This is a genomic window from Amycolatopsis stemonae, from assembly GCF_054781455.1.
In genome coordinates, this window is the sequence record NZ_BAAGUJ010000010.1 from 27,972 (window position 1) to 44,725 (window position 16,754).

The following is a 16,754-nucleotide window of genomic DNA, read 5'->3' on the forward strand; positions in this document are numbered from 1 at the left end:
GGTCGAGAGTGGCGCGCCGGACGAGGCCGGCCCTTCCGAGGGTAGTCGCTCCGGCTCCCCCGCCTCACGGGTACGCGAAGGTCGCACGTACAGGTAGTACGTACATGCGTACTACCTCCATGGCAGCTTCGGGAAAATGACTGGATAGTCGTCGATGATTCGGTAAACATACGTGTATGACTTCCGCGACCAGACCCCGGCCTTCGCTCGCCGAACCGGCCGCCGACGCCGACGAACCGGTCCCCCTGCGGCGGATCGCCGGCCTGTTCCGCCCGCACCGCGGGGCCCTCGCCGCGCTGTTCGCGCTGATCGTGGTGCAGGCCGGGCTCGGCGTGACCTCGCCGTTCCTGCTGCGCGAGATCCTCGACGACGCCCTCCCGCACCGCGACACGCTGCTCCTCAGCTTCCTGGCCGGGGGGATGATCGCCTGCGCGGCCGGCAGCGCCTCGCTGGGCGTCGCCACCACCGGGCTGTCCAACACGATCGGGCAGCGCGTGATGAACGAGCTGCGCGTGTCGGTCTACGGGCACCTGCAGCGGATGTCGCTCGGCTTCTTCACCCGCACGAAGAGCGGCGAAGTGCTCTCGCGGGTGTTCAACGACATCGGCGGCGTCGACAACGTCATCACCACCACGGCCGGGTCGATGGTGCAGAACCTGACGACGACGACCGCGATCACGGTCGCCCTGATCCTGCTCGACTGGCAGCTCGCGGCGCTGTCGCTGATCGTGGTGCCGCTGTTCCTGCTGTTCACCCTGCGCCTGGGCAAGAAGCGGCGGCACCTGGCCCGCGGCCGGACCCGGCGGATGGCCCGGCTGACGACGATGGTCGAGGAGTCCCTGTCCGTCACCGGTGTGCTGCTCGCCAAGACGATGGGCAACGAGCGGGCGATGCGCGAGCGCTTCGGCGAAGAGTCGCGGGAGATCGCTTCGCTGGAACGCGCCGCCGCGCTGGCGGGACGCTGGCAGATCGCGTCGCGGGCGATGAGCCTGACCGTGATCCCCGCGCTGGTCTACTGGATCGCCGGGCTGGCGATCGCGGGCGGCGCGTCGCCGATCTCGCTCGGCACCGTGGTGGCGTTCACCAGCATGCTCAACCGGCTGGTCGCGCCGGCCAGCGCGATGCAGACGATCGGGCAGAACGTGGCGACGTCGAAGGCGCTGTTCGGGCGGATCTTCGAAGTGCTGGACCTGACGGTGGAGATCACCGACAAGCCGGGCGCGGGCACGCTCGACGTGCGCCGCGGCGACGTCTCGATGCGCGGCGTCTCCTTCCGCTACGACGAAGACGGGCCGCTGACGCTCACGGACATCGACCTCGACGTCCCCGCCGGGACGACGACGGCGCTGGTCGGCTCGACCGGCTCGGGCAAGACGACGCTCGCGTACCTGGTCGCGCGGCTGTACGAGGTGAGCGGCGGGTCCGTGGAGATCGACGGCACCGACGTCCGGGACGTCACCCTGGCGTCGCTGGCCGCGGGCGTCGGGATGGTGTCGCAGGAGACGTACCTGTTCCACGACACCGTGCGGGAGAACCTGCGCTTCGCGAAGCCGGACGCGACCGACGAGGAGATCGAGGCCGCCGCGAAGGCCGCGCACATCCACGACACCCTGGCCGGGCTGCCCGAGGGGTACGACACCGTCGTCGGCCAGCGTGGCTACCGGTTCTCCGGCGGCGAGAAACAGCGGATGGCGATCGCGCGGATCCTGCTGCGCAACCCGCCGGTGCTCATCCTCGACGAGGCGACCAGCGCGCTCGACACCCGCACCGAACGCTCGGTGCAGGCCGAGCTCGACCGGCTGGCCGCGGGCCGCACGACGCTGACGATCGCGCACCGGCTGTCCACTGTGGAGCACGCCGACCAGATCGTGGTGCTGCACGAGGGCCGGATCGTCGAGCGCGGGACGCACGAGGAGCTGCTGGCGCGCGACGGGCGTTATGCCCGGCTGGTCCGGGGAACCGCCTAATCTGGGGGCCATGCACCCCGAACCCGACGTCGCTCCCCCGGTCAGCGCGGACCCCGAGCTGGCCGACCTGGCCCGCCGGGTGCGCGAGGGCGTCGGGCGGCTGAACTGGCGGATGCGGGCGGAACGGGACCCGAACGGGCCGGGCCCGGCGGTGCTCGCGGTGCTGAGCCGGCTCTACCGGGCGGGCACGCACACGCCGACGGAGCTGGCCGAGGCCGAGCGGCTGCAGCCGCAGTCGCTGACCCGGATCCTCGCGTGGGTGACCGAACGCGAGCTCGTCACGCGCTCGCCCGATCCGGCGGACGGGCGCCGGTCGCTGGTCAGCATCACCCCGGCCGGGCTGGACGTGCTGCGCGAGTACAGCATCCGGCGGGAGCGCTGGCTGGCCGGCGCGATCGAGTCGACGCTGTCGCCGACCGAGCGGCAGCTGCTGAGCCTGGCGTCGGAGCTGATGCTCCGCGTCGCGGACGCCTGAAAGCCGCCGCGGAGACCCCTCGATCCCTCCGCGGCGACCTTCACGACACCCCCTGTTCGCACCACCTCCCCGTGGTGCGGCACGGGTCCCGGAACGGGCCGCTCCTCCTGTCGGCCCGCCCCGGAACCCTGGCCGCCCGGACGGCTCACCTCCCCAGGGGCCGTCCGGACTTCCCCCCCTCTGCCGGCGATCCGGTATCCGCCGGCAGGACGAAGTCTGCCGCCCGGAGGCACCCGGCCAGCAGTGGGAGAACCCTCAATTACCCGTGGGTAGTAATACTCAAGACGTCTTCGCGCGCCCTCGCGACGCAGCTCGCTTCGCCGTCGTACGCGCCTTCGCGGCCCTCGATGCTGCGGCTTTGGCCTTCGCGACGGCCGCATTGCGCGCGTCCTCCGCTTCGGCCGCGGTCTCCTGCAGCGCCGCCAGCAGCCGCGTGACGCCCTCGGCCTGCTCGGCGGCCGTCGGCTGGACGACTTCGGATCCGTCGATCTTCGCCTGCACCAGCGCCTGGAACGCCTCGCGGTAACGGTCGGGGTAGCGGCCCGGGTCGAACTCGCCGGTCAGCTCCTCGACGAGGTTCACCGCGCGCCGCAGCTCGCCGGGCCGGATGTCGACGTCGGCGTGCTGGAACGGGAAGTCGGGCGTGCGGACCTCGGCCGGCCACAGCATCGTCTCGAGGACGATCACCTGGTCGCGCACCCGCAGCGCGCCGAGCGTCTCGCGCCGCCGCAGCGCGACCGTCACGAGCGCGATCCGCCCGGACTGCTGCAAGGCCTCGCTGAACAGCACGTACGGCTTGGTGCCCGCCGGCTCCGGCTCGAGGTAGTAGCTCTTCGCGAACCAGATCGGGTCGACCTCGGCGAGCGGCGCGAAGCCGCGGATGGCGATCGTGCGGCCGGGCATCGGGAGCGACGCGAGCTCGTGGTCCGACAGCAGCACGACGTCGCCACCGGGGACGGGGTAGCCGCGGACCATCTCCTCGGGCGGCACCTCGGCGCCGTCGACCTCGCACACCCGCTTCACCCGCACGCGCCCGCCGTCGGCCTCGTGGACCTGGTGCAGCGGGATCTCGCGGTCCTCGGTCGCGCCGTACGCCTTCACCGGAATGGCGTAGCTGCCGAACCCGATCGTGCCCGTCCACACCGCGCGCATGCGAGCCACCTCCGCAGCTCCCAGGCTAGTCAGCCGCCCTCGCGCGAAAACAGCTACAAACGGGTGTCAGGTGCGACGGATTCGCTCACACATTCGAACGACGGCGTGACCTCGTCGAGCGCCTCGGCCGAACAGCGAGCCGCGATGGCCGCCGCGCGGAGCACCTCGGTGACGACCTCGACGTCCAGCGGCGGGGCCGCGACGAGCGCGTTCGAACCGCCTTCGACGCGGGCGGCGAGGCCGGCCAGCGCGTGGGAGATGGCCTCCTGGCCTGCGACCAGGTCCGCGATGACGTCGATGAGCTCGGCGGTCGTGGCGCCCGGGCCGCCGCAGCGCAGGCCCGCGGCGAGCTCCTCGGCGCAGGACCGCAGGTGGGTGGCGACGACCGTCGGCGGCAGCGTCAGGTCCTGCATCACTCACCCCCTCGGGCCCGTCAGAGCAGCCATAGTGCCACCGCACCCGCCGGCACCGGAGACGACACACCGCCGTCCGGATATTTGACCGATCGTTCTCGATAGGGCTAGGGTTTCGATCATGTCCCGGGTCAAGGAGTTCGACGTCGGCGAAGCCTGCGACGCCGCGCTCACGCTCTTCCGGCGCCAGGGCTACGAGGCGACGTCGGTCAACGACCTCGTCACGCACCTCGGCGTCGCTAAGGCGAGCTTGTACGCCACGTTCGGCACGAAGCACGACTTCTACCTGACGGCGTTGAAGCGCTACGCCGAGCGGACCGACGCGCGAGTGCTGGCCCAGCTGTCCGAGCCGGGGTCCGGCGTGGCCGCGGTGCGCCGGCTTTTCGACGGCTACCGGGCGGAAATCCTCGGCGACGAGACAAGGATGGGCTGTTTCGTCGTCAACGCGGCGATCGAGCTGCTCCCCCGCGACCCCGACGTCGCACGGCTGGTGGAACGCAGCTGGGACACCCTCGAGGTCGCCCTCACCATGACGCTGGAACGCGCTCGATCCCAAGGCGAACTTCCCGGCGGCAGCGACCCGGCGATGCTCGCGCGGTTCCTGCTCACCGTGCTGCAAGGACTGCGCGTCCTGGGCAAGAGCGCGGACGCGGCGAACCGGCTGGACGCCGCCATCTCACAAGCGATGCGGCTTATTCAAGACTGATCGGACCAGAAAGAAGGCGGGCAATGGGGGCACGGTTCACGGGCAAGGTCGTCCTGGTGACGGGCGGCGGCTCGGGCATCGGGAAGGCGGCGGCGCGGGCGTTCGCGGCCGAGGGCGCGACGGTCGTCGTCGCGGGCCGGGACGAGCAGCGGCTGGCGTCGGCGGTGCAGGAGATCGGCGGGGACGCGAGCGCGGTCACCGTGGACGTCACCGACTCCGCGGACGTCGCGCGGATGGTCGAGACGGTCGTCTCGCGGCACGGCGGACTGGACGTCGCGTTCAACAACGCGGGCATCCTCGGGTCGCCGGCCCCGCTCGCGGACCTCGACGAAGACGACTTCGGCGCGGTGCTCGACACGAACGTCACCGGGACGTGGCTGTGCCTGAAGCACGAGGTCGCGCACATGCGGGCGCACGGCGGCGGCGCGATCGTCAACATGGCGTCGAACATCGGCGCGCACGGCCGCCTGCCGAACATGGCGGCCTACGCGGCGTCGAAGGCCGCGGTCAGCGTGCTGACGCGCACGGCGGCGCGTGACCACATCGCCGACGGCGTCCGCATCAACGCGGTCAGCCCGGGCGCGACCGACACGGACATGTCACTGCGGCCCGGTGAGACGGCCGCGGACCGCGCCGCGCGGCTGAAGGACGCGATCCCGCTGGGCCGGGTGGGGGCCACCGCCGAGGTGGCCGCCGCGGTGCTGTGGCTGGCTTCGGACGAAGCCGCCTTCACCGTGGGGCACGACCTGGTCGTCGACGGCGGCGCGACCGCCTGAGCGGCCCCACCCGGACCCGCGTTCGGAGTGGCCGGAACTCCTCCGGCGGACGTTCACGACTCACGGTTGCGCATGGTGACGTTCCCCTCTCGTGCTGGGACGGACTGGTGCCGGACGTGGTCAGGACTCGCGGTTGCGCACGGGGCTCTCCTTTCCGGGCGCAGGGGCTGGTCAGCATGGGTTCACGACTCGCGGTTGCGCACGGCGGTACTCCTTCCTGGCGCGGGGGGCGGGCACGGCGATCAGGACTCGCGGTTGCGCACGGGCTTCTCCTCTCCGGGCGTCGGGATCGGTCAGCACGGGCTCAGGACTCGCGGTTGCGCACGGGCTTCTCCTCTCCGGGCGTCGGGATCGGTCAGCACGGGCTCAGGACTCGCGGTTGCGCACGGCACTGCTCCTCTCGGGCGAAGGAACGGGCGTCAAGGCGTCAGGACTCGCGGTTGCGCATGGCGGCGGCCTCCCTTCGCTGCTCCGATCGTGTGGCAATCATCGATCGCGGCCGCCCGGTGTGATGGGGTGGACGCGGATCGTCGGATCACCCAGGGGAGTTGCACCGCCTTGAGTATGGACGGCGCCCGACCGGCGGAACGCCACGCGGGCCGGATCCGAGGGGCGCTGAACCCTGCTCGCTGGACCCTCTGGCAGCAGCGCGGGTCGCTGATCTTCTACTGCTTCCTCGTCGAGTCCGTGGCGCTCGTGGCCACCGTCTGGACGGCCGCCGCGGTGCCCGTCCGGGCGTGGGACCTGGCCGTCTTCGGCGTCCTCGCCGGCCTCGGCGTGCTGCAGGCCGAACTGGGCCGGCAGATCGAGCGCGTCCGCCGGCTGGTGTCGGACACCCCGCACATCAACCTGACGTCGGTCTGGACGTTCGCCGGCGTGCTGCTCCTGCCGCCGGCGCTGGTCACGGCCCTCGTGGCCGTCCTGTACGTGCACCTGGCGACGCGCAGCCTGGCGCGCATCAAGCGCGTCCCGCCGTTCCGGACCACGCTGAACGCGACCCTGGTCGTCATCACCTGCTACTCGGCCGAACTGGTCCTGAGCAGGCTCCACGTGCCCGACATGTACTCGGCGCTGACGTCGGGCTGGCGCGGCGTCACGGCGATCGCGCTGGCCGCGGCGACCTACTTCCTGGTCGCGGCGATCACGATCGTCCCGGCGTTGACGATCACGAAGCGCTCGGTGAAGGCGTTCTTCGGCGGCCTCGGGGACAACCTCCTCGAGGTCGCGACGCTGTGCCTGGGCCTGCTCACGGCGCTGACGCTGGCGACGCTGCCCGCACTGGCCGTCGCGATCGTGCCGCCGCTGCTGGTGCTGCACCGGGCGGTGCTGATCAAGCAGCTGGAGATCGCCGCGACGACGGACGAGAAAACGGGCCTGTTCAACACGACCGGGTGGCACCTGCTCGCGTCGCGCGAACTGGCGCGCGCCCAGCGCAGCACGCGAAGCACGTTCGGCGTGCTGATGATCGACCTGGACTACTTCAAGCTGATCAACGACGAGCACGGCCACCTGGCCGGCGACACGGTCCTGCGCGCGGTCGCGACGACGATCAAGAACGCGGTCCGCGACTACGACTCGGTCGGCCGCTTCGGCGGTGAGGAGTTCGTGGTCCTGCTCCCGGACATCGGCCCGGCGGCGGTGCTCGCGGTGGCCGAGCGCATCCGGGCGGCGATCGAGAGCCTGAAGGTCGAGTACGAGGACGGCAGCCGCGTCCGCGTCATCGGCGCCCTGTCGGCCTCGATCGGCGTGGCGACCTACCCGGACGGCGGCACGGCCGTCGAGCGCCTGCTGCAGGCAGCGGACAAGGCCCTCTACCGGGCCAAGGACGCGGGCCGCAACCAGGTCGTCGACGGCACCGCACCCGCCTGACCCACCCCGTTGTTTCCCGCCCTTGACCAGGCGACTTGTTATTTTTGCTCGGCTGAGCTAAATTTTGCTCATGCGAGCAAGAACCTTCACCGAGTCCGGCCGCCGAGCACAGATCGTGCGAGCGGCGATCGCCGTGATCGCCGAGGCCGGGTACGCGAAGGCGTCCTTCAGCCGGATCGCGAAGCAGGCGGGCCTGTCGAGCACCGGCATGATCAGCTACCACTTCGCCGGCAAGGACGACCTGCTCGCGGCCTGCGTCACCGAGATCGAAGAGATCACCGGGGCGTACATGCAGCCCCGCATCGACGCGGCCGTCGGCCACGTCGCGCAGTTGCGCGCCTACGTCGAATCGAACGTCGACCTCGTCGGGGAGCACCCCGCCGAGGTCCGGGCGCTGATCGACCTGGTGAAGAACGCCGGCTCGCAGAGCGCGAGCGTCAACGGGCGGCTCGCGCTGTTCGAAGAGCACTTCCGGACCGGGCAGGCGGCGGGCGCATTCGGCCCGCTCGACGCCCGGACCACGGCGCTCGCCTTCACCGCCGGCCTCGACGCCGTCGTCGCCACGGCGGCCGCCGCCGGGCTGGCGCCCACCGAGCTCACGCGCATCGGCCGTGAGCTCGCCGACCTGTACGTGCGGGCGACCGCACCGGAATCCACTGGGGGAACCGCATGATGATCGAGCAGAAGTCCGAACCCGACGCCGGCCTGCGCCGGGTCGTCCGCGCCAACGTGCTGAACGTCGTGTTCGAAGTGGTCGTGCCGATGGCGCTGTTCTACGGCCTGCGCATCGCCGGCGTGAGCCAGTGGTGGGCGCTGATGGCGGGTGTCCTGGTGGCCGCGCCGTACGTGCTGTGGACCATCGCGCGCACCCGCAAGGTCGACCTCGTCGCCCTCGTCACGCTGAGCGTCCTGGTGCTGTCGGTGGTGCTCGGCCTGCTCTCCGACGACCCGCGCACGCTGGTGATCCGCGAAGGCTGGACAGCGGCGCTCGGTGGCCTGTTCGGCGCGTGGATGCTGGTCACGGTGTTCGTCGGCCGGCCCGCGCAGCTGACGCTGGGCCGCACCATCGCCGAGGTCAAGCGCGGCGCCGAAGGGGCGGAGGCGTGGGCGGGCCGCTGGGACACCGACGCCCGGTTCCGCCGCGGCCTGCGGATCAACACGGCCGCCTGGGGCGCGGTGCTGCTGGGCAGTGCGGTGGTGCACGTCGTGCTCGTCTACACGCTGCCGATCGACCTCATCGCGCTGGTCACCAACCTCGCGTGGTTCGGTGCGCTGGCCGTCCTGATCGCCTGGCACGTCTGGTACCTCCGCAAGGAGAACCTCGATGCCTGACGTCCTGGTCGCGGGCGCGGGCCCGACCGGCCTGCTGACCGCGTTCGAGCTGGAACGCGCCGGGCTCGACGTGCTGGTCCTGGAGCGGGACGCCGAGCCGCCGGCACAGTCGAAGGCGCTCGGCCTGCAGCCGCGGTCGGTCGAGGTGCTGGCCGACCGCGGCCTGCTCGCCGCGATCGAGCCGCACGTCCAGGCGAGGCTGCCCGCCGGGCACTTCTCGGGCCTCCCGATCGACTACGCCGACCTGCCGACGCCGTTCCCGTACCAGCTCGGCGTCGAGCAGGCCCACGTCGCGGCGGCGATCGAGGCGCGGCTGCGGACCCCGGTGCTGCGCGACGCGGCCGTCACGGCGGTGGCCCAGGACGACGAGGGCGTCACCGTCACCGCGGGCGGGCGCGAGCACCGGGCCGGCTGGCTCGTCGCCGCCGATGGCGGGCACAGCACGGTCCGGGCGCTGCTGGGCGCCGCGTTCCCCGGCAGCGCGGCGCGGATCTCCTTGGTCGTCGCCGACATCACCCTGTCCGCCAAGCCCGCCGGGCTCGCCGAGGCCTGGCAGCTGCCGTCGTCGGCGTCGGGCTACCTGCTGCCGCTGTCCGGAGGCCGCTACCGCACGATCGTCTACGGCGAGGAGCAGCAACGGCTCGGCCGCGACGAACCGGTCGGCGCCGACGAGCTGCAGCGCGCCCTGACCGCGGCGCACGGACCGGAGCTGCTCGTCGGCGAGGTGCTGTGGGCGTCGCGCTTCGGCGACGCGGCCCGGCAGCTCGAGCGGTACCGGCACGGCCGGGTGCTGTTCGCCGGTGACGCCGCGCACGTCCACCTCCCGGTGGGTGGCCAGGGCCTCAACCTGGGCCTGCAGGACGCGGCGAACCTCGGCTGGAAGCTGGCCGCGACGGTCCGCGGCACGGCGCCGAGCGACCTGCTCGACAGCTACCACGACGAGCGCCACCCGGTCGCGGCGCGCGTGCTGGTCAGCACCCGCGCACAGGCGGTGCTCGGCGTCCCGGACCCGGACGCGGCGGCCGTCCGGGAGGTCGTCACGGGGCTGCTGGCGGTCCCCGAAGCCCGCCGCGCCGTCGCCTCGGAGCTCTCCGGTCTCGGGGTGACGTACCCGGGAACGACGGGGCGTGCCACCGACGTCCCGGCGAGCCCCGACGGCCGCGCGGTCCTGGTCGGCACGTCCGTGCCCGCCGGGTGGGCCGGCCGGGTCGAGGGCCGCGAGGGGGCGGCACCTCGGCTCGTCCGGCCCGACGGGTACGTCGCGTGGGCGGGCGGACCGGGCCTGGAAGACGCACTCCACCGGTGGCTCGGCGCGCCCGCCTAGGAAGCCGCGGCCAGGATCGCCTGCTCCACCTCGCGCCGCCACCCCGGCTCGATCCGGCCGCTGCGGGGCGTCACGGCGAAGGAGTCCACGACGGCACCGCCCAGCGTCGACACCTTCGCCCAGCGGACCTCCGCCTCGCAGCGGCGCAGCGCCCCGGCGACCCGGAACAGCAGGCCGATCCGGTCGGCGGCACGCAGCTCGAGGACCACCGTGTCGGGGCCGCTCGTCTCGTCGTCGAACCAGAGGACCTTCGGCGCGACCGCGTCGGGCGAGCCGTAGTCGCGTTCCTTCGCCGCCAGGCGCTGCGTGAGGGGGAGCGTGCCGGCGACCGCGCGAGCGAACTGCTCGCGCAGGAGCGTCGCGTCGGGCAGGGAGCCGAACTTCGGGGACGCGGTGAAGACGCCCGCGCGTCCGCCGTCGTGGCCGCGCAGGACCGCCGAGTGCACCTCCAGGGAGTTCAGCGCCAGCACGCCCGCCGCCGGGGCGAGCAGTTCCGCGCGGGCCGGCACGGCCAGCAGGACCGTGACGACCTTGCCGTGCGCGCTGATCCGGATCTCGCCGGTGCCCGAGGCCACGGCCTGCGCGACGAGCTCGCGCTGTTCGTCGTTCATCGGCTCCGGCGCGGTGAACCCCTTGCCGCGCAGGACTTCCTCGCAGCCGGTGACGAGCTCGGCGAGCAGCCGCGCCTTCCAGTCCGTCCAGACGCCGGGGCCGGTGGCCAGCGAGTCCGCCTGCGTGAGCGCGTGCAGCAGCTCGACCAGGACGATGTCGCTGTCCAGGGTCTTCACCACCCGCGCCACCGTTTCCGGCTCGCTGATGTCGCGGCGCGTCGCGGTGTGCGGCAGCAGCAGGTGGTGGCGGACGACCGCCGACACCGTGCCCGCGTCCGCCGGGTTCAGCCCGAGCCGCGTCGCGACCTGGGCGGAGATCTTGGCGCCCAGCTCGGAGTGGTCGACGTCGCGGCCCTTGCCGATGTCGTGCAGCAGCGCGCCGATCAGCAGCAGGTCCGGCCGCGACACCGTGGTGGTCAGCTTCGCGGCCTCGACGCAGGTGCGCACGAGGTGCCGGTCGACCGTCCACTGGTGCACCGGCGAGCGCGGCGGCAGGTCGCGGACCGCGCCCCACTCGGGGAACAGCCGGGCCCACAGCCCCGTCCGGTCGAGCGACTCGACCGCGTCGACCAGCCCCTCCCCCGCGCCCAGCAGCTCGACCAGCGCGTTCAACGCCTCCGGCGGCCACGGCGCCCGCAGCTCGGGTGCCGATTCGGCCAGTGCCTTGAGCGTGCCGAGCGCGATCGGCTTGCCGGTGCGGGCCGACGCCGCGGCCACCCGCAGCAGCAGCGCGGGGTCCTTCGCCGGGACGGCGTCGCGGGCCAGCGCGACCTCGTTCCCGTGCAGGACGACGCCTTCCGCGAGCGGGGTCCGCGACGGCCGTCGCCCGAACCGTGGCTTCGGCGGCTCCACAGTGGACCGGAGCGCGACGTCCAGCGCGTACGCGATGGTGCGGCCCGCGCCGGACAGTTTGCGCGCCAACGTGAACCGGTCGCCGAAGCCGAGTTCGGCGGCGACCAGCTCGGCCTCCGGCGCGGCCAGGACGTCCCGTTCGCGCCGGATCTCGCGCCGCAGCTCGGTGCGGACGTCGAGCAGAAGCCCTTTCGCATCAAGGAGTTCTTCGCCGGGGCGAGCGGTGAGCTGCGCCGCGGCCAATGCTTCCAGGACGGCGAAGTCCCGCAACCCGCCCCGGCCGTGCTTCAGGTCGGGTTCGGCGGACTGCGCGATCTCCCCGCTGCGGGTCCAGCGCTGCCGGACCGACGCCGTCAGGTCGGGCAGCTGCTTGCGCGCCGTGCGGCGCCACTGGTCCCGCGCCGCGGAGACCAGCCGGCTCGACAGCTCGGCGTCCCCGGCGAGGTGCCGGGCGTCGAGCAAGCCCATCGCGGTGCGAAGGTCCTCCGAAGCGACCTTCAGCGCTTCGCCGGGCGTGCGCACCGAGTGGTCGAGCCCGACTTTCGCGTCCCACAAGGGATACCAGAGCGCGTCCGCGATCTCGCCGACGCCGCTGTTGCCGTTGTGCACCAGCAGCAGGTCGAGATCGGAGAACGGCACCAGCTCCCGGCGGCCGAGCCCGCCCACGGCGACCAGCGCGACACCCGGTTCCGCGGTGTCGACGCCGGCCGCCGAGGCTCCCCTGCCCAGCCAGAACTCGTAGAGGTCGACCAGGGCCGCCCGCAGTGCGGACGCCCCCAGCCTCCCGTGCCTGCCCTCGAGCAGTCGCTCGGTGGCCTTGACCAGTTCGCCCCCGTCGGCCATCCCGGACGCCTATAGAGCGTCCGTGCCGCGCTCACCGGTCCGTACCCGGATGACCGTCTCGACCGGCGTCACCCACACCTTGCCGTCGCCGATCTTGCCGGTGTGCGCGGCGGTGGTGACGGCCTCGAGGACCTTCTCCACGTTGGTGTCGTCGGTGACGACCTCGATCTTCAGCTTGGCCACGAAGTCGACCGAGTACTCGGCACCGCGGTAGACCTCGGTGTGGCCCTTCTGCCGGCCGTAGCCCTGGACCTCGCTGACCGTCATGCCCAGCACGCCCAGCTGCTCCAGCGCGGAGCGGACGTCGTCGAGCGTGAACGGCTTGACAATCGCCGTGATGAGCTTCATGCCTTGCTCTCCTCGAGTTTCGCGGCCGGAGCGGTCTTGACCGGAATGGTGGACGGTGCGCCACCGCCGGACAACCCGGTGAAGTCGTACGCGCTCTCCGCGTGCTGCGCCTCGTCGATGCCGGCGACCTCGTCCTCGGTGCTGACGCGGAAGCCGCCCGCCTTCTTGATCACGAAGGCGATGATGAAGGACAGGACGAACGAGTACGCGAGTACCGCACCGGCTGCCGCCGCCTGCTTGACCAGCTGGCTCCAGCCGCCGCCGTAGAAGAGGCCGTTGCCGCCCGCGCTGTTGGCGTCGGTCGTGGCGAAGAAGCCGATGAGCAGGGTGCCGACGATGCCGCCGACCAGGTGGACGCCGACGACGTCGAGCGAGTCGTCGAAGCCGAACTTGAACTTGAGCGAGATGGCCAGCGCGCAGACCGCACCGGCGATGACGCCGATGGCGATGGCCCCGAGCGGGCTCACGAAACCACACGCCGGGGTGATCGCGACCAGGCCGGCGACCGCGCCGGACGCGGCGCCGAGCGTGGTCGGCTTGCCGAACTTGAGCTGCTCCACGATCAGCCAGCCGAGCACGGCGGCGGCGGTGGCGACGGTCGTGTTGGTGAACGCGACGGCCGCGAGGTCGTTGGCGGCCAGCGCGGAGCCGGCGTTGAAGCCGTACCAGCCGAACCACAGCAGGCTCGCGCCGAGCAGCACGAACGGCACGTTGTGCGGGCGGCCGGTGTCCTTCGGCCAGCCCTTGCGCTTGCCGAGCACGATCGCCAGCGCGAGACCCGCCGCACCGGCGTTGATGTGGACCGCCGTACCACCGGCGAAGTCGAACGCCTTGAGCTTGTTGGCGATCCAGCCGCCGCTGAAGTCCGCGCCCGTGAAGCCGTCGAACGAGAACACCCAGTGCGCGACCGGGAAGTACACGACCGTCACCCAGATGACGACGAACAGCGTCCAGCCCCAGAACTTCGCGCGGTCGGCGATGGCGCCGGAGATCAGCGCGGGCGTGATGATGGCGAACATCAGCTGGAACATGACGAACGCGAGCACCGGCAGCGCGTCGGAGCCCGGCCACGCGACCGCGGGCGACGAGCCGCTGGCGGCCGTCGCGAGACCGACCAGCTTGCCGATCGAGTCGCCGAGACCGGCGAAGTGGAAGTTACCGACCAGCCCGCCGAAGGCGTCGTCGCCGAACGACATCGAGAAGCCGTACAGCGCCCACAGCACCCCCACCACGGCCAGCGCGATGAAGTTCATCATCAGCATGTTCAGGACGCTCTTCGCGCGGACCATACCGCCGTAGAAGAAGGCCAATCCCGGTGTCATGAGCATGACCAGCGCGGCGCTGGCCAGTACCCATGCGGTGTCTCCTGCGTTCAGCACATCGTCCTCCCGTGCCCTGGGTCTGTGCGATGGCAGTTTTGGCGCGCGGTGTTTCACGGGGCGGCGTGCGAGGTTTCGCCCGCGTGAACTGTCCGCACCCGGTTGTTACGGCCACGTTTCCCGGGGCGTGTACCGGAGTGTCCGGTTGCGTTACGTCGTGGTCGAATATCCCCATGACCTCGACCGACCACGGGAATGACCCACTGCCACCCCCGGTCGTGGCCGCGTTGCGCTGTTCGGTGTGCGCAGCGCCACTGAAGGCGGTCGAGCGCACGCTGCGTTGCGAAAACCGCCACTCGTTCGATCTAGCCCGCCAGGGGTACGTGAACCTGTTGCACGCGCGAATCCCGGCCGGGACCGCGGACACGGCACCGATGGTCGCGGCCCGCGCGAACTTCCTGGCGTCGGGCGCGTACCGCCCGCTGGCGGACGAGCTGGCCCGGGTGTGCGCGGAGGCCGACAGCCTGGTGATCGACGCGGGTGCCGGAACGGGCTACTACCTGGCCCACGTCCTGGACGCTTCCGGAGCGTACGGCCTCGCACTGGACGTCTCGGCGGTCGCACTGCGCCGCGCGGCCCGTGCGCACGCCCGCCTGGGCGCGGCGGTGTGGAACCTGTGGGAGCCGTGGCCGGTGGGCGACGAGGTGGCGTCGGTGGTGCTGAACGTCTTCGCGCCGCGCAACGGCCCGGAGTTCCACCGCGTGCTGGCCCCGGGCGGCCTGCTCGTGGTCGCCGCCCCGGCCCCGGACCACCTCGCCGAGCTGGGCGACCTGGTCCTGGCGGTGGACGAGCGCAAGGAGGAGCGCCTGGACGGCACCCTCGGCGAGTACTTCGCCCGCACGGGCCGCACGGAGATCCGGCGCACGGCGTCGCTGACGCCCGCGCAGGTCCGCCAGGCGGTGGAGATGGGCCCGACGGCCTTCCACCTGGACCGCGGCAACCGTCGAGCACGCCTCGACGCGCTGGCTGAGCCCCAGACCGTGACGGTGTCTTTTTCGGTCTCCACCTACCGGCGCCTCTGACGGCCTGTCCCCGGTCTTGTTCTACGGGGTCTGGAAGGCTGGGACAGGTGAAGCCCGACTGGACCGCCCCTGCGACCCTGCTCGCGGACGCGGAGTGGGTACGCGCCCGCATCGGCGGCGCGGCCAAGCTCTACGGCTGCGCCCCACCGGAGGTCCTCGGCACGATCTGGTGGTACTCGCTCTCGTCGGTCCTCGTCGCTCCGGCGGTGGAAAGCCTGGTCGCCGCGGCGCCTGCCTTGACTGGCGGCGGTTTCACACCGCCTGGTGAACCGCCGCCGGACGCCGCGGCGCCTGCTCCGAGCGACCTGTCCGCGCTCGCGGACCCGTCGCTGGACGCCATGGAACTCGACCTCGTGGCCGACGGCCGCTTCCTCGGCGCCCGGTCCACCCGGCGCCTGTCCGGCGGGCTGCCCGAGCTCGGCGCCGCGTTCGGCAAGGCACTCGGTGCCGCCATCACGACGATCGCCGCCGTCACCGGGGCGCGTGAACGGGCGCTCGGCGCTATTGCCACCGACTCGATCGGCAACCGGCTGCTGTGGACGCCCGACCCCGAGCGGGCCATGGCGCTCGCCGAACCACTCGTGGCCGCGATCGGTCTGGGTCTGCCGAAGCCGCGCTTCGTGCACGTCGGCCGGACGCCCGCCGTACGCCGGGCGTCGTGCTGCCTGATCTACGAAGTCGGCAACCCGAAGTGCGTGAGCTGCCCGCGCCAGACCCCCGCCGAACGTGAAGCCCGGCTGCGCGCCGCCTTGGGCTGACCCGGCTCAGTCGAGGACGGCCAGCTCCAGCCCCCGCAGCCGCTCGGGGTCGGCGATGACGTCGATGCCGCTGATCCGGTCGCCGTCGACCTGGAACGCCAAGACGACCGACAACCGGCCGTCGCGCACCCAGAGCAGCCCCGGCGAGCCGTCGACGAGCGCCAGCTCGCTCGTGCGGGCCCGTTCGGAGGCCAGCACCGCGCCCTTGCGCACGTTCTCGACGCCGCGCAGCACGACCGGCGCCGGACTGGGACCGACGAACCGGTCGGCGTGCAGCACCACCTCCGGATCGAGCAGGGTGAGCAGCGCCTCGAAGTCGCCACCTCGCGACGCCGCCAGGAAGGCCTCGACGACCTTCCGCCGCCTCGGCAGGTCCGCGTCCGTCGCGGCGCCGCCCTTGACCCGGCGCCGGGCGCGGCTCGCGAGCTGCCGCGCCGCGGCCGGGGTCCGGTCGAGCATCGGCGCGATTTCGTCGAACGGCACGGCGAACATGTCGTGCAGCACGAACGCGACCCGCTCCGCCGGCGCCAGCGTGTCGAGCACCACCAGCAGCGCCAGTCCGACCGAGTCGGCCAGCTCGGCCTCCTCCTCGGGGTCCCGGCGCTCCTCGCCCGGCTCGGGCCGGCCGTCGAGAGGCTCCTCGCGGTGGTTGCGACGCGTCCGGAGCATCGACAGGCACACCCGCGCGACGACGGTGGTCAGCCACGCGCCGACGTTCTCGACCTCGCCCATGTCGGTGCGGTCGAAGCGCAGCCAGGCCTCCTGGACCGCGTCGTCGGCCTCGCTCGCCGAGCCGAGCATCCGGTAGGCCACCGCACGCAGCCGCGGCCGCTCAAGCTCGAACCGCCCGGTCAGCGTGTCCACCGTGTCCCGTTCCTTCCGCCGCAGTCAGAGCAGTAGACCCCACAGCGGCGGCCGATGTGACCG

General features: G+C 72.3%; 16 protein-coding genes. 10 read left to right on the forward strand and 6 right to left on the reverse strand.

Features of this window, described 5'->3' with window-relative positions:
- Nucleotides 1-176: 176 nt before the first annotated feature.
- Nucleotides 177-1,967: an ABC transporter ATP-binding protein gene (locus ACYVLJ_RS31950; protein WP_460441475.1), complete on the forward strand. Its 1,791-nt coding sequence runs from the start codon at nucleotides 177-179 to the stop codon at nucleotides 1,965-1,967.
- A 10-nt stretch (nucleotides 1,968-1,977) separates the two neighbouring features.
- On the forward strand, nucleotides 1,978-2,442 hold the full coding sequence (locus tag ACYVLJ_RS31955; protein WP_451974650.1) for a MarR family winged helix-turn-helix transcriptional regulator: 465 nt from the start codon (nucleotides 1,978-1,980) through the stop codon (nucleotides 2,440-2,442).
- Nucleotides 2,443-2,721: 279 nt separating this feature from the next.
- On the opposite strand, the gene ku is transcribed toward ACYVLJ_RS31955, so the two are convergent.
- Nucleotides 2,722-3,594 carry a Ku protein gene (gene ku / locus ACYVLJ_RS31960; RefSeq protein ID WP_460441476.1) on the reverse strand — a complete coding sequence of 291 codons (873 nt, stop codon included), beginning with the start codon at nucleotides 3,592-3,594 and terminating at the stop codon, nucleotides 2,722-2,724.
- Between the two features lie 53 nt (nucleotides 3,595-3,647).
- Entirely contained in the window at nucleotides 3,648-4,007 is a 360-nt protein-coding gene (locus ACYVLJ_RS31965; protein ID WP_451974654.1) for a hypothetical protein, read from the reverse strand.
- Between the two features lie 121 nt (nucleotides 4,008-4,128).
- Between ACYVLJ_RS31965 and ACYVLJ_RS31970 the strand changes: the two genes are divergently transcribed.
- From ACYVLJ_RS31970 to ACYVLJ_RS31995, 6 genes are all read left to right on the forward strand, one after another.
- Entirely contained in the window at nucleotides 4,129-4,713 is a 585-nt protein-coding gene (locus ACYVLJ_RS31970; RefSeq protein WP_460441477.1) for a TetR/AcrR family transcriptional regulator, read from the forward strand.
- Nucleotides 4,714-4,736: 23 nt separating this feature from the next.
- Nucleotides 4,737-5,489: a Rossmann-fold NAD(P)-binding domain-containing protein gene (locus ACYVLJ_RS31975; RefSeq protein WP_460441478.1), complete on the forward strand. Its 753-nt coding sequence runs from the start codon at nucleotides 4,737-4,739 to the stop codon at nucleotides 5,487-5,489.
- 564 nt (nucleotides 5,490-6,053) lie between these two features.
- Nucleotides 6,054-7,358: a GGDEF domain-containing protein gene (locus tag ACYVLJ_RS31980; protein WP_460441479.1), complete on the forward strand. Its 1,305-nt coding sequence runs from the start codon at nucleotides 6,054-6,056 to the stop codon at nucleotides 7,356-7,358.
- A gap of 70 nt (nucleotides 7,359-7,428) precedes the next feature.
- Nucleotides 7,429-8,031, forward strand: a complete 603-nt coding sequence (locus ACYVLJ_RS31985) for a TetR/AcrR family transcriptional regulator (protein WP_451974662.1) — start codon at nucleotides 7,429-7,431, stop codon at nucleotides 8,029-8,031.
- On the forward strand, nucleotides 8,028-8,690 hold the full coding sequence (locus tag ACYVLJ_RS31990; RefSeq protein ID WP_451974664.1) for a VC0807 family protein: 663 nt from the start codon (nucleotides 8,028-8,030) through the stop codon (nucleotides 8,688-8,690). The genes ACYVLJ_RS31985 and ACYVLJ_RS31990 overlap by 4 nt, the downstream gene beginning before the upstream one ends.
- Nucleotides 8,683-10,014: an FAD-dependent oxidoreductase gene (locus ACYVLJ_RS31995; RefSeq protein WP_451974666.1), complete on the forward strand. Its 1,332-nt coding sequence runs from the start codon at nucleotides 8,683-8,685 to the stop codon at nucleotides 10,012-10,014. Before ACYVLJ_RS31990 ends, ACYVLJ_RS31995 begins: the two co-directional genes overlap by 8 nt.
- Here ACYVLJ_RS31995 and ACYVLJ_RS32000 read toward each other — a convergent pair.
- From ACYVLJ_RS32000 to ACYVLJ_RS32010, 3 genes are read right to left on the reverse strand one after another with little or no spacing between them, the layout of a single operon-like run.
- Nucleotides 10,011-12,320 carry a bifunctional uridylyltransferase/uridylyl-removing protein GlnD gene (locus ACYVLJ_RS32000; protein WP_460441480.1) on the reverse strand — a complete coding sequence of 770 codons (2,310 nt, stop codon included), beginning with the start codon at nucleotides 12,318-12,320 and terminating at the stop codon, nucleotides 10,011-10,013. The two genes, ACYVLJ_RS31995 and ACYVLJ_RS32000, sit on opposite strands and share 4 nt — an antisense overlap.
- A gap of 9 nt (nucleotides 12,321-12,329) precedes the next feature.
- Nucleotides 12,330-12,668 carry a P-II family nitrogen regulator gene (locus ACYVLJ_RS32005; protein ID WP_072480971.1) on the reverse strand — a complete coding sequence of 113 codons (339 nt, stop codon included), beginning with the start codon at nucleotides 12,666-12,668 and terminating at the stop codon, nucleotides 12,330-12,332.
- Nucleotides 12,665-14,047: an ammonium transporter gene (locus ACYVLJ_RS32010; protein ID WP_451974670.1), complete on the reverse strand. Its 1,383-nt coding sequence runs from the start codon at nucleotides 14,045-14,047 to the stop codon at nucleotides 12,665-12,667. The genes ACYVLJ_RS32005 and ACYVLJ_RS32010 overlap by 4 nt, the downstream gene beginning before the upstream one ends.
- A gap of 173 nt (nucleotides 14,048-14,220) precedes the next feature.
- Between ACYVLJ_RS32010 and ACYVLJ_RS32015 the strand changes: the two genes are divergently transcribed.
- Together ACYVLJ_RS32015 and ACYVLJ_RS32020 are read left to right on the forward strand one after the other, a co-directional pair.
- Nucleotides 14,221-15,069, forward strand: coding sequence for a class I SAM-dependent methyltransferase (locus ACYVLJ_RS32015; protein ID WP_460441481.1), 849 nt, complete (start codon nucleotides 14,221-14,223; stop codon nucleotides 15,067-15,069).
- Between the two features lie 47 nt (nucleotides 15,070-15,116).
- Entirely contained in the window at nucleotides 15,117-15,827 is a 711-nt protein-coding gene (locus ACYVLJ_RS32020; protein ID WP_460441482.1) for a (2Fe-2S)-binding protein, read from the forward strand.
- A gap of 6 nt (nucleotides 15,828-15,833) precedes the next feature.
- Here ACYVLJ_RS32020 and ACYVLJ_RS32025 read toward each other — a convergent pair whose 3' ends face one another.
- Nucleotides 15,834-16,691 (reverse strand): sigma-70 family RNA polymerase sigma factor family protein, encoded by an 858-nt coding sequence (locus ACYVLJ_RS32025; RefSeq protein WP_460441483.1) that lies wholly within the window; start codon nucleotides 16,689-16,691, stop codon nucleotides 15,834-15,836.
- Between the last annotated feature and the right edge of the window lie 63 nt (nucleotides 16,692-16,754).